8 protein-coding genes are annotated in these 12,692 nt (G+C 70.8%); 5 read left to right on the forward strand and 3 right to left on the reverse strand.

Going from position 1 to position 12,692, the window contains the following annotated elements; translation table 11 throughout:
• Positions 1-127 precede the first annotated feature (127 nt).
• On the forward strand, positions 128-2,677 hold the full coding sequence (locus tag ACFYPA_RS28350) for an FtsX-like permease family protein (RefSeq protein WP_359317991.1): 2,550 nt from the start codon (positions 128-130) through the stop codon (positions 2,675-2,677).
• 121 nt (positions 2,678-2,798) lie between these two features.
• Here ACFYPA_RS28350 and ACFYPA_RS28355 read toward each other — a convergent pair whose 3' ends face one another.
• Both ACFYPA_RS28355 and ACFYPA_RS28360 read right to left on the reverse strand, forming a co-directional pair.
• The gene (locus tag ACFYPA_RS28355) at positions 2,799-3,572 is read right to left on the reverse strand and encodes a VWA domain-containing protein (protein ID WP_359317993.1); all 774 of its coding nucleotides are present in this window, start codon (positions 3,570-3,572) and stop codon (positions 2,799-2,801) included.
• A 113-nt stretch (positions 3,573-3,685) separates the two neighbouring features.
• Positions 3,686-4,573, reverse strand: coding sequence for an NAD-dependent protein deacetylase (locus tag ACFYPA_RS28360; protein WP_359317994.1), 888 nt, complete (start codon positions 4,571-4,573; stop codon positions 3,686-3,688).
• Positions 4,574-4,895: 322 nt separating this feature from the next.
• Here ACFYPA_RS28360 and ACFYPA_RS28365 point away from each other — a divergent pair, with 322 nt between their 5' ends.
• From ACFYPA_RS28365 to ACFYPA_RS28375, 3 genes are all read left to right on the forward strand, one after another.
• Positions 4,896-5,723, forward strand: coding sequence for a methyltransferase domain-containing protein (locus ACFYPA_RS28365; protein ID WP_359317995.1), 828 nt, complete (start codon positions 4,896-4,898; stop codon positions 5,721-5,723).
• A 122-nt stretch (positions 5,724-5,845) separates the two neighbouring features.
• Complete coding sequence (locus ACFYPA_RS28370; RefSeq protein ID WP_359317998.1) at positions 5,846-6,226, forward strand: VOC family protein; 381 nt, start codon at positions 5,846-5,848, stop codon at positions 6,224-6,226.
• 105 nt (positions 6,227-6,331) lie between these two features.
• On the forward strand, positions 6,332-6,766 hold the full coding sequence (locus ACFYPA_RS28375; RefSeq protein ID WP_359087084.1) for an SRPBCC family protein: 435 nt from the start codon (positions 6,332-6,334) through the stop codon (positions 6,764-6,766).
• A gap of 108 nt (positions 6,767-6,874) precedes the next feature.
• Here ACFYPA_RS28375 and ACFYPA_RS28380 read toward each other — a convergent pair whose 3' ends face one another.
• Positions 6,875-10,789, reverse strand: coding sequence for a glycoside hydrolase family 2 TIM barrel-domain containing protein (locus ACFYPA_RS28380; protein ID WP_359318000.1), 3,915 nt, complete (start codon positions 10,787-10,789; stop codon positions 6,875-6,877).
• A 504-nt stretch (positions 10,790-11,293) separates the two neighbouring features.
• On the opposite strand from ACFYPA_RS28380, the gene ACFYPA_RS28385 reads away from it, so the two are divergent.
• Positions 11,294-12,664 carry a DEAD/DEAH box helicase gene (locus tag ACFYPA_RS28385; protein ID WP_359318002.1) on the forward strand — a complete coding sequence of 457 codons (1,371 nt, stop codon included), beginning with the start codon at positions 11,294-11,296 and terminating at the stop codon, positions 12,662-12,664.
• The last annotated feature ends 28 nt before the right edge of the window (positions 12,665-12,692 follow it).

Consider the following 12,692-nt stretch of genomic DNA (forward strand, 5'->3'; position numbering starts at 1 on the left):
TGCTCTTCCTCACCGACGGCACCTTCGCCGGCTCCCTCGAACACGGCACGGCCGAACAGATCGCGGCCCACATGACCACCCTCACCTCCCGTACCGCCCACGTCGGCGCCCTGGCGGGTGCGGCGGCATGATCCTCCCCAATGGACTCGCCCGTGCGGCCGTCCGCTTCAGGCCCGCGTCGTTCGCCGGCACCTTCGTCGCGCTGATGATGGCGGCACTGATCGTCACGGCCTGCGGCATCCTGCTCGAGACCGGCCTGCGCGCGTCGGTGCCGCCCGAGCGCTACGCGAAGGTGCCGGTCGTCGCGGCGGCCGACCAGTACGAGTACGTCGTCACGGGCAGTGGCGAGGACCGTGAAGAAGAAGCGGTGCCGCTTCCGGACACCGCGCGGGTGGACGCCGGGCTGGTGGCCGAGGCTGCCGAGGCATCGGGTGCGGCCACCGCCGTCGCGGACTTCACCTTCCCGGTGCGCGCAGCACACGCAGACGCGGGCGCTCCTCCCCGTGACCGTGACGTGCCCGTTCCGGGTGGTGTCCTCACCGCGCACGGATGGGGCTCGCACACCTTCACCGGAACCGCCCTGACCACCGGATCCGCGCCCCACCGCGGCGACGTCGTGCTGGACGCCGGCACGGCCGAAGCCGCGCGGGTCACCGTCGGCGACACCGTCGCACTGGAGACCCTCGCCGGGCAGCGAGACTTCCACGTCTCGGGCGTCGCCGAAGCCGGCCCCGGGGACACCGCCCGGAACGCGGGCAGCACAGGCGGCATCGTCTGGTTCACGGACGCCCAGGCCCCCGCGCTCGCCGGCCACCCCGGCAAGGCCGATGCCATCGCCGTGCTGGCGAAGCACGGCACCGCTGCCGACGCACTGGCCGACTCGGTGGAGAAGGCCCTGGCCGGCTCGGGAGCCCAGGTGCACCTGGGCGACGACCGCGGCGCCATCGAGGACCCGGGTCTCGGCTACGCCAAAGACACGCTCTTCGGAATCGGCGGCTCCTTCGGCGGCATAGCCGCCATCGTCGCGGTCTTCACCGCGGCCGGAACCGTGGCCCTGTCCGTGTCCCAGCGCGCCCGTGAATTCGCGCTGCTGCGCGCCGTCGGCGCCACCCCGCGGCAGATCCGCCGCGCGGTCGCCTCCGAAGCACTGCTCGTCGCGCCACTGGCCGGAATCATCGGCTGCCTGCCCGGCATCGCCCTCGCGCACTGGTGGTTCGGCCAGTTGCAGGACCGCGGTGCCGTGCCGGAAGCGGTGCGGCTGCACGTCTCCGGGTTCCCGCTGCTGGCCGCCGTCGGCATCGGGCTGCTCACCGCGCTCGGTGCCGGCTGGATGGCCGGGCGCAGGCCCGCGAGGATCAAGCCGGGGCAGGCGCTGTCGGAAGCGTCGGTGGAGCGGCTGCGGCCCGGCGTGATCCGTACCGTGCTGGGCGTCGGCGCCCTCGTCGGCGGCGCGATCCTCACCGGTGTGTCCGCCAACGCCGCCGGGGACGACGCGGCCGGCGCCGCCCTCGGCGTCGTCATGCTCTTCATGCTCGCCGTCGCCCTGCTCGGCCCCCTGCTGGCTCGACTGTGCGCGGGCCTCTTCGGCCTGCCGCTGCGTGGCGCCGGTCCGGCCGCCGAATTGGCGGCCGCCAACTCCCGTACCCATGCCCGCCGTCTCGCCTCCGCGATCACCCCGATCGTGCTCGCCATGGCCTTCGCCTCGACGCTCGTCTTCATGCACACGAGCGAGAACCACATCGCGGACAAGCAACTGCGCGCGGGCATCACCGCGGCCCACGTAGTGACCGACCCGGCCGGACTCCCCGTGGACGCCGCGGTGCGCGCCGCACGCGCGCCGGGTGTGGACACGGCGGTCAGCCTGCTCCGTACGCAGGTGCTCGTACCGGTCGGCTCCGGGGAGTTCAAGGCGCTGCAGGGCGCGGCGACCCAGGGCGTCACCGGCTCCGGCGCCGAGCTCGCGAGGGTGCAGGACCTGGACGTACGCGAAGGCAGCCTCGACCGGCTCGGCAACGGCCGCATCGCCATCGACACGACCCTGGCGACGTCGGCGCACGCCGAGGTCGGCGACCGGCTCCCGCTCTACCTCCCTGATGGCACCGAGGCCGGCCCCGAGATCGTCGCCGTCTACGGCCGCGGCCTCGGCCTCGCCACAGTGACCATGGACCGGGCCTCCCTGGCCGGGCACGTCACCTCGGGCTTCGACAGCACGCTGCTCGTACGCGGCGGCTCGGCGAAGTCGCTCACCGCCCTGGGCACGGTCACCGACGCCTCCGGCTACGCGACCGAGCAGAGCCTCGACGCGAAACTGGGCGCATGGTCCAACTACATGATGGCCGCGGTCCTCGGCGGCTTCGCCGCCATCGCCGCACTCAACACCCTGGTGATGACGGTCCTCGACCGCCGCGGCGAGCTGGGCACCCTGCGCCTCGTCGGAGCCACCCGGCGCCAGGTGCTGCGGATGCTCCGCTGGGAGAGCCTGCTGGTCTCCGCGGCAGGCGTTGTCCTCGGCTCCGCGATCGCGGCGGCCACGCTGATCCCGATGATGCGCGGCATGACCGGCGAGGCGCCTTACGTGCCCCCACTGCTGTACGGATCCTTCGCAGCGGCTGCCGGCGGCCTGGCCCTGCTCGCGGTCACCCTGCCGGCACGGGCGGCGCTGCGCCGCTGGTCGTAGCGCAGGCTCACGGGGCGGAAGCCGGCATCACGCCGCTCCGCCCCGTACGACGCCGTAGGTGCTGCGCTGCGCCACCGGAGGCAGGCGTGCAGGACCGGATTCCCCCATCCTCAGCCTGGGCTCACTTCTGATGATGCCCTTCGGCGTGCCGGAGAACTCCGGCGGCACGGGAACTGGCCAGCCAACTGGGGAACTCACCCAGCAACTGGTCGTAGAGGGCGGTGTCGGAGAGCGCGCGCGGGTCGTGTCCCGCATGGAAGAACCCCGCGTTGTCCACGACGCGCCTGCCGGGAACTGCAAGATCGTCAAGCTTGTGCAGGAACGCGAACTCGTTGTCGTCCGGATTGCCGAATCCCACGAACTGCCAGAACAGCGGAAGTTTCGCAGCCTTGCAGACATAGCGTTCGGCCGCGAGCCGGCTCGTCGGTCCGCCATCCGTCTGAAAGATCACCAACGCCGGATCGCGGCTGCCGGAGTCCAGATAGTGGTCGATCACTTCATCCATGGCCCAGTGGTAGTTCGTCCGTCCCATGTGGCCCAGGTTCTGGTGCAGCTTCTCGATGCGGCCCTCGTACCGGTTCAGGCTCACGTCACTGATGCCGTCGACGTCGGTCGAGAAGAACACCACCGGTACGACACCGTCGTCGTCCAGATGCGCGGACAGCCCCAGCACCTGCTCCGCCAGGTGCTGTACGGTCCCGTCCCGGTAGTACGGGCGCATGGAACCCGACCGGTCCAGCACCAGGTACACCGCAGCCCGCACCCCTTCCAGGGCACGTTTGCGCAGACTCACTGCCGCGCTCTTGTACAGACTGACCATCCCGGGGGCCGTCGCCTCCACCTTGGCCAAGCTGATGGCCGAGCCGGTCTCCGGTCGCGCGCCTGTGCTGCTCATTTCGTTGTCCCCCCAGTGCTCCCAGGATCCGGCGGCGGCCGGTGCTCCGGTCGATCAGCGGCGGCCGCTCGCCAGGCACCGATACCACCACCCGTCTACGCCGACCCCGCCCTCTACTCTTCGACGGCGACACCCAGTTCCGCGGCCACGGTGGTGAGGGCCGCTCCCAGAGGCAGTGCGATGCGGGCGACGGCGTGCCGGTCGCCCCGGGTCAGGTCCCGGTTCACGATCAGTACGGGCTTTCCGGCCTGGGCCGCGTAGCGGACGAACCGGAGCCCGGACATCACTGTCAGCGAGGAGCCCAGGACCAGCAGCGAGGCCGCGTCACGGACCAGTTCGCGGCAGTGCTGTACGCGCTGCGTGGGCACCGCTTCGCCGAAGAACACCACGTCCGGTTTGAGGATGCCGCCGCAGACCGCGCAGGGCACCACGTGGAAGTCCCCGACCTGCTCGTCGGTGAGATCGGCGTCACCGTCCGGGTTGATCGCGGCAGCCACCGGGTCGAAGGAGGCATTGGCCTCGTCCAGTCGCCGGGCGAGTTCGCGGCGCGGGAGGGGGGTGCCGCAGGAAAGACAGACGACCCGTTCCAGACTTCCGTGGAGTTCCACGACGTCCCCGCTGCCAGCGGCCTGATGCAGACCGTCGACGTTCTGGGTGATCACACCCGAGAGCAGCCCATGCCGCTCGAACGCGGCCACCGCCCGGTGACCGGCGTTGGGGCGGGCGCGCCCGAAGGTACGCCAGCCGAGGTGGCTGCGCGCCCAGTACCTGCGGCGGGCCTGGGCGTCGGCGGTGAAGTCCTGGTAGGTCATCGGGGTGTGCCGGCTGAGACTCCCGCCCTCGCCCCGGTAGTCGGGGATCCCGGACTCCGTGGAGATACCCGCCCCGCTGAGCACCAGCACACCGCCGATGCTCAGCGCATCGGCGACCGGCTCCAGGTCCGTGATGGCGGGGGGCAGCTCCTCGGTGGGGGCCCAGCTCAGAGTGGGGCGCATGCGCATGCCTCCAGAGTACGGAACGGGCGGGCCTCGTACGGGTCCGGCTCCAGGCCCGGGAGGCCGCGCCGATCCGGTCGGAGGCTGGGCCCGGCGCTGCGCCGACCGCCCCGCCATCCGGTCCCCGAAGCGGCGCGCCTCGGCCGCGGCGGCAGCCGGGGGAGGAGGATCGGCGGGGCGGTGGCTTCGTAGTCGGCCGCCCGAGACAGCCCACCGCGCGGAGAGGCCCGGTCATGAAACCGTTGAACGGCCCGCTGTTCCCGTCCCTCGCCGCCGAGGCGCCGGGATCCACCGAGGAGGGCGCGCCCGGCGTCGGACGGGAGGCGGCGTGACCGCCGCTTCGCGCGGGGGCGCGCCCGGCGACGGCCGCTACGGCGAGGCGTACTTCCGTCCCGAACAGGCGGGGGAGGGCGAGCGCATCGACTTCGGGGCCCTCGCCTATGACGACATCACCATGGAGCGCCTCCGGGAGATCGGTGTGGGACCGGGATGGCGCTGCCTCGACGTCGGTGCCGGCACGGGCACGGTCTCCCGCCGGCTGCTGGACGAGGCCGGAGTGGCGAGCGTGCTCGCCGTGGACCGTGACGTTCGGTTTCTCGTGGAGCGGAGCGTGCCCGGGCTCGACGTACTGGAGGCGGACATCACCGCCCCGGGCTTCGTTTCCGGCCGTTTCCGGCTCGTCCACGCGCGCTTCGTTCTGATGCACCTGCCCGAGCGCGAACGCCTGATCGCGGCTTTGGCCGCACTGGTCGCCCCCGGCGGTGTGCTGGTGCTCAGCGACGCGGTCGACCTGACGAGCGACCGGGCGCCCGGCACGCCGTACACCGCGGTGATGAGGGCGATGTGGCAGGGGCTGGGGACCGCGATCGGCACCGATGTCACCTGGGTCCTGTCGTACCCGCAGTTGCTGCGCGGGGCGGGGCTCAGGGCCGTCGGCGCCGAGATCCATGTTCCGCCGCTGCTGCCGGGGAGTGCCATCAGCCGGTTCTGGGCGGACACGTGGGAGCGCGGCAGAGCGGCGATGCTCGCCACCGAGCTGGTCGACGATGCGGCCATCGACAGGGCGGTCCGGTATCTGGGGTCTGATGACTGCGCCGCGTTGTCGGCCGGAATGCTCACCGTCTGGGGACGGAAACCTGAGGACGGTGCGAAATGAGCGGCCCGCCAGGGCTTCGGGCCGTCGCCTTCCCCGCGCACGGGGCCGGGGTGTGCCGCCTGCGGGCGGGGGTAGGCGACACGACGTCCGGAGCCCAGATGCCGTGAAACAGGAGGATGGCCATGGCGGTACCGAAGGCGAGTGTGCTGGTGCTGGACTGTGCGGAGCCGGAAGAACTGGCCGACTTCTATGCCGCGTTCCTCAACGCGGAAGTCCATGCCGGCCACGAGCCCGACACCGTCGAGGTCGTGGGGCAGGCAGGAGTGCGTCTCGCGATCCGCAGGGACCACGGTTTCGCGCCGCCGAGTTGGCCGCGACCGGATGACTCCCAGCAGGCTCATCTGCTGATCCTGGTGGCGCGTGAGGACATCGACGAGGCGGAGCGCGAGGCGATCGGTCTCGGCGCGCGTCCTCTGGACACGAAGAACAACGGGGGTGTCCGTGACACCCGCCTCTATTCCGATCCCGCCGGACACCCGTTCACGTTGGCCACAACCGGCTGACCCGCCGGACTGGCCGTACGTTCCGCTGTGCGGGCCGGTCTCCTGCCGTCCCGCCAACGTCTTACGCAGCACGCATGAATCCGCGAACCTTACGAAGGAGCCCTGATGTCCTCCTCGATAGTCGAGACAGTCGATATGAAGGCCCCCGTGGCAATCAGCTGGGCCCTGTGGAGCGATGTGACCCAGTGGCCCAAGTTCCTGAGCCATGTCCAGCGCGTCGATCCGCTGGACGAGCGCCGGTTCGCCTGGCAGCTCGCCCTGCCGGGGGTCGACAAGAACTTCGTCGCCGAACTCACCGAAGTCGTGCCGCAGGACCGGATCGCCTGGAAGACGACGGAGGGTGTCCACCACGCCGGTGTTGTCACCTTCCATCGGCTGGACGACGAGTCGAGTCGGTTGACCCTGCAGATCGAATACGACCCCCAGGGATTCGTCGAGTACCTGGGAGCCCTCACCAATCTCGACTCGGTCCTCGCCAACTACGACCTCGGTGAGTTCCAGAAGCTGGCCGAGCGGACCGCCGCGGGCGGAGTGCGCTGAGCGTCTCCGGACGAGAGGGCGGCGCTCCTGGGGTGCGGAGCAGGACCGGGGCAGGTGCCGACGCCCGCCGGTGGGCGGGCGTCGGCACCTGCCCCCGCTCCCCGGTGCTTACCGTGCCCGGTCCGTCGTCGTCGGCCGGCGGGACAGGCCTGTCGCGTCCCGTACGTTCTTGAGCGGACGCAGCCGGTACGTGTACGCGTAGTCCCGGTCGGCGAGCAGCTTGTACGCGTCATGCGTGTGCGCGCCCCAGCTGTTGTCGCCACCGACGCCCATCTGCCGGTGGTTGACCCGCAGGATGACCTCGTCGCGGGGCGTGAGCTGGTAGTCGTGGCGGGCTCCGACGGAGAGGTCTTCCGGTGTGAAGTGGGAGGCGTTCACCTCCAGGAGCCCGTCGCCGCTGACGAGCAGGCCGCGGCCGTGCCGGTCGGTGAGCGCCGCCCAGCGTACGTCGGTCCTGTTCCCGTTCTCCTGCGGCCGCAAGTACGGACTCCACTGCCCGGCAACGGTGCCGGACCAGCGTCCCACGTCCGTACCGTCCTTGCGGTCCCAGTGGTTCTCCTCGGGGCCGCGGCCGTAGTAGTGAAGCTGGTCCAGGGCCGCGGGAAGGCGCAGGATCGTGCCGATCTCGGGGATGTAGGGAAGGGCCGGAGCACCCGGAGCGAGGGTGTTGTCGACCTTGATCTCGCCGTTGCCGAAGATGGTGAGGGTCGTGGTGTACGCGGAGGCGGTGCTCGTCGGCAGTGTCCCCCGGACCGCGACCTCGACCGCACGTCCCTGGAGTGCGCGCACCGTCACATCGGTCACGGTGCGCCGGGCGCCCGCGTCGCGCCAGGTCTGGTTGCGGGTGTGCTGACCGTTGCCGTGATCGTTGTCGGTCGGGGCGCGCCAGAAATTGGGCACCGGGCCGGAATCGAGGAGCTTCGTGCCGCCCGCCTCGTACGACGTGATGACGCCGGTCGACCTGTCGATGACGACCTCGAAGCCGTTGCCGGTGACGGTGACGTCCGTGTCACTGATCCGGTGCGACAGTTTCGGCACCTCGGCCAGTGGTACGGGCGCGGTAGCGGGGCCGGCGCCGGCGAGGGGCAGTTGCACTCGCGCCACCTCGAAGCCCTCATCGGCCCACGGCGTGCGTTCCCTGGTCGTGAAGGACAGCTGGAGGAAGTGTTCGACCCCGGCGGCAGCGTTGCCGGGCAGTTCCACGGGCAGCGTGATGGTCTTCTCCGCCATCGGCGGAACGTCGAGTTGATCGCGGCCGATTCTGCCGCGCCGCACCGTCTCGCCGTCGGCGGAGAGTTCCCAGGTGCCGTTGTACGTCCGCAGGTTGGTGAAGAGGTTCTCGTTCGTCAGGGTGATCTCGCCGGGCGCGGCCCCGTCCGCGCGGGCCGCGCGGATCGTCTGGTAGATCCGTTTGACCTCTGCGGCCTTGCCGGTGTGGCGGCGGTCGGGCAGGACGATGCCGTCCCCGGCGAACGCGCCGTCGTTGGGGTTGTCACCCCAGTCGCCGCCGTAGGCGAAGAACGTCCGGGCCCGGGCCTTCTTCTGCTCGTACCGGGCCGTCCGGGCGTCGAACCAGAAGCGCACGTCGTCGTCCCCGGGGCCACGCCCGTCGTCTGCGAGTTCGGCGGGCGTCAGGGCACGCGCGTACACACGGGCTCGGCGGATCGTGCCGCTGAACTCCCGGGTCGGGTTCTCGACCTCCCCGGCGAGCGAAAGCGACGCGGTGTTGCTGCTGGGCCGCCCTGGGGCGCTCCTCGTGGCCCTGGCCTCGCCGTCCACGTACAGGGTCAGGGTTCCCGCGTCCGCGTCGAAGACGCCCGCGACATGGTGTTCCTCGCCCGTCCAGCCGTCGGCCGGGGTCGTCCAGGAGGCCGCGACCCACTGCCCGTCCGCGTAGATGTAGAACTCCAGGCCGTCGTCGGACTGCTTCAGCGCGTACTGGGTGTCGCCCTTCGCCAGGATCGGCTGGTGGAAGCCGCGGACGTGCGGGGTCAGCCAGGCCTCGAGGGTGAGCGAGCCGGTCAGGTCGAGCCGGTCGTCACGCGCGAAGACGGTGGCGCCGCTCACGCCGTGCGCGCGGTCGAACGAGCCCGAGGGGTTGATGACCTCGCCCTTCAGGCCGGCGGGTCCGGTCTCGGTGAGGAGCTTGCGCGTCGGCGTGGGCCAGGTGAGCGCCTGGTCTGCGAAGTCCCAGATCCAGCCGCCCTGCAGAACGTCGTAGCGCCGGATGAGGTCCCAGTACTCGCTGAAATTGCCGGTCGAGTTCCCCATCGAGTGGGCGTACTCGATCATCACGTACGGGCGGGTGTCGGAGGTGTCCTTCGCCCGGGCCTCCACCCGGCTCGGCGACTCGTACATGCGGGAGCGGATGTCGCTGGTGGCGGGGCCGTCGTCGCCCTCGTACTGGATGACGCGAGTCGGATCGTAGGAGCGGATCCAGTCATGCATGGCGCGGAACGCGGAGCCGGAGCCGGCCTCGTTGCCCAGCGACCAGATGACGACACCGGCGTGGTTCTTGTCGCGGTGGACCATGTTCCGCGCCCGGTCTACGCACGCCCTGGTCCAGTCGGCCCGGTCGGCCGGGTACTGGTCGCGGATGCCGTGCGTCTCGAGATTGGTCTCGTCGACGAGATAGAGGCCGTACTCGTCGGCGAGTTCGAGCCAGAGCGGGTTGTTGGGGTAGTGAGAGGTGCGGACCGAATTGATGTTCAGCCGCTTGATGAGCGCGATGTCGTCGACCAGGTCGGCGCGGCTGAGAGCCGATCCGCGTTCCGGGTGCATCTCGTGACGGTTGGTGCCGCGGAAGGTGACCGGCTTCCCGTTGATGCGCATCAGCCCGTCCGTGAGCGCGAACTCACGCAGACCGACCCGGTGCGAGAGCACCTCGACGACTTTGCCCGAGGGATCGCGGAGCTGGAGGACGGCGGTGTACAGGTACGGGTCCTCGGCGGACCACAGGCGCGGTGAGGGAACGGACCTGGCGCCCCTGACGGTCACCTCACCACCGGCCGGTGAGGCGCGCTGGGCCAGCGGACGCGCCCACACCGCGTGCCCGTAGGCGTCGTACAGCTGTGTCTCGACCGTGTACGCCGCCTCGCCGGCGTCGCCCGCGTAGTCCCGTACCTGCGCGGTGACCGACAGCTCGGCGGTGGTGTACCCGTCGCCGAGCGGGGTGTCGAGCTTGAAGTCCCGCAGGTGGACGCCGGGCGTCGAGTACAGATACACCGACCGGAAGATGCCGCTCAGCCGGATCATGTCCTGGTCCTGGAGCCAGTCGCCGTCGGAGTAGCGGTAGACCTCGACGGCGATCTGGTTGGTGCCGTCCTTGAGGTACGGGGTGATGTCGTACTCGGCCGGGGTGTACGAGTCCTCGTGGTACCCGGTCAGGTGGCCGTTGATCCACACGTAGTGGGCGGCCTTGACTCCCTCGAAGTGCAGGAACGTGCGCCGGCCCGCCCAGCTCTTCGGCACGGTGAAGGTGCGCCGGTACTGGCCGACGGGGTTGTACCGGGTTGGTGCGGCCGGCGGCTGGGCGTCCTCGCCGAGGCCGTTGGGCCCCCACCACGGGTAGGTGATGTTGACGTAGACCGGATAGTCGTGGCCGTGCAGCTGCCAGGCCGAGGGGACCGGGGTGTTCTCCCAGCCGGAGTCGTCGAGGTCGGTGCGGTAGAAGTCCGCCATCTTGTCGGCGGGCCGGTCCACGTACGCGAACTTCCATGGTCCGTCGAGACTCTGCCGCCATGGGGACGTGGTGCGGTCGGCGGCGAGAGCCTGCTTGAGGTTCGCGTACGGCATGAGTGTGGTGTGCGCCGGCTCGGTGCCGAGCCGGAAGACGTCGATGTGTCCGTTCCACTCGTCGCCGCCGGCCGGGACGTCGCCGGCTGCGCCGAACGCGCGGGAGAGCGGCGGGGCGCCGGACAGGGCGAGGCCGCCGAGTACGGCGGCGCCTGCCTCGAGGAGACGGCGGCGGCTCACGTATCCGTGATGCGGGTGGGAGTGGGGGGACGAGTTCGGGTGGGCCATAGCAGGGCCTTCCTAGTGCGCCAGGATGTGCAACGGGTGTGACGGGGACACCTGTTGAGACGCGCCCACCCTAGAAAGGGAACACAACCACCACAATGACAACGTCAGATTTTGTTGTTTTCTGACGGCTGGGTGCCCTGGGTCGGACCGGACCGCCCGGCGCCGCCTCGACCGCTTCGGCCACGGTGGCAGCAACGGCCCGGTCACCGCCCGCAACTCGGCGTCCATGATCCACGGTCGAGTTCCATGCCAGGCGAATGGCCGAATCGGAACATGGGCGATACCCGGCCGGGCGGGCAGGACGGATGACGGCAAGGGCGGCCCTCCGCAGGAGCAGGAGCTGCCCGGGCCGAGGTCCGGTCACGACAGCGGGCGTGCCGACGGGCCGGAATGCGCCAGGGCGCCCACTGGTAAACTGGGGGCACGCTTCACAACCGTTGGGGCCCGTACCGAGAGGTACGGGCCCCGGCGCGTTCCGGGCGCCAGGCCGAGGAAGGTTCCCCCATGAACGCGAAGCAGCCCGCCCCGAAGGGCGAACGCACCACACCGCAGACGGCTGCCCCTGAGCTGCTCCCGGTCGAGTCCTTCGAGGCGCTGGGGCTGCCGTCGGAGCTGACCGCGACGATGGCCCGACTCGGTGTGACGGAACCTTTCCCGATCCAGGCGGCGACCCTGCCCCACGCGCTGGCCGGCCGTGACGTCCTCGGCCGTGCGCGGACCGGCTCCGGCAAGACGCTTGCCTTCGGGCTCGCGCTGCTGACGCGGACGGCGGGTATGCGCGCGGAGTCGAAGCGGCCGCTCGCACTGGTCCTGGTGCCGACCCGGGAGCTGGCGCAGCAGGTGAGCGACGCGCTGGCACCGTACGCACAGGCGCTGAACGTGCGGCTGGCGACGGTGGTGGGCGGGCTGGCGATCAACCGGCAGGCGGCGCTGCTGCGGGCCGGCGCCGAAGTGGTCGTGGCGACGCCGGGGCGGCTCGCCGACCTGGTATCGCGTCGGTTCTGTGATCTGCAGCAGGTGCGGATCACGGTGCTCGACGAGGCGGACCAGATGTGTGACCTGGGGTTTCTGCCGCAGGTCTCGGAAATCCTGGACCAGGTCCGCTCCGACGGCCAGCGGCTGCTGTTCTCGGCCACGCTCGACCGTCATGTCGACCAGTTGGTGCAGAACTACCTGCACGAGCCGGCAGTGGCCTCGCTCGACCGCGTGGCGGGCTCGGTCACCACGATGGAACACCACGTTCTGAACATTCATCCCGCAGACAAGTACGCGACCGCGACCGAGATCGCCGCGCGGGACGGCCGGGTCCTGATGTTCCTGGACACCAAGGCCGGCGTGGACCAGTTCACCCGCCATCTGCGGGCCAGCGGTGTACGGGCTGCCGCCCTGCACAGCGGGAAGTCGCAGCCGCAGCGCACACACACGCTCGCCCAGTTCAAGGACGGCGAGATCACCGTGCTGGTGGCCACCAACGTCGCGGCGCGGGGCATTCACATCGAGGCCCTCGACCTCGTGGTCAACGTCGACCCGCCGGCCGACGCGAAGGACTACCTGCACCGTGGCGGGCGTACGGCCCGCGCCGGGGAGTCGGGGAACGTGGTCACCCTGGTGACTCCGAACCAGCGGCGGGACGTCAACCGGATCATGAGCGAAGCCCGGATCCGGCCGACCGTCACGCAGGTGCGCTCCGGCGAGGAGAAGCTGACCGCCATCACCGGAGCGAAGCGCCCGCCGATCGAAGGCAAGGGCACCGGCAATGCCCCGTTCCGAGGTATGGGCACCCGGCCCGGCCGCCCCAAGGAGTCCCGCAAGGCGACCGACGCCCGCAAGACAGCGGAAGCACGCGCGGCGGCCCGGGTGCGCAAGGGCCGTTGACCCGGACGGCGTGCCGGGGTACGGGGCC

Source organism: Streptomyces sp. NPDC005775 (assembly GCF_042871565.1).
Lineage (GTDB): Bacteria > Actinomycetota > Actinomycetes > Streptomycetales > Streptomycetaceae > Streptomyces.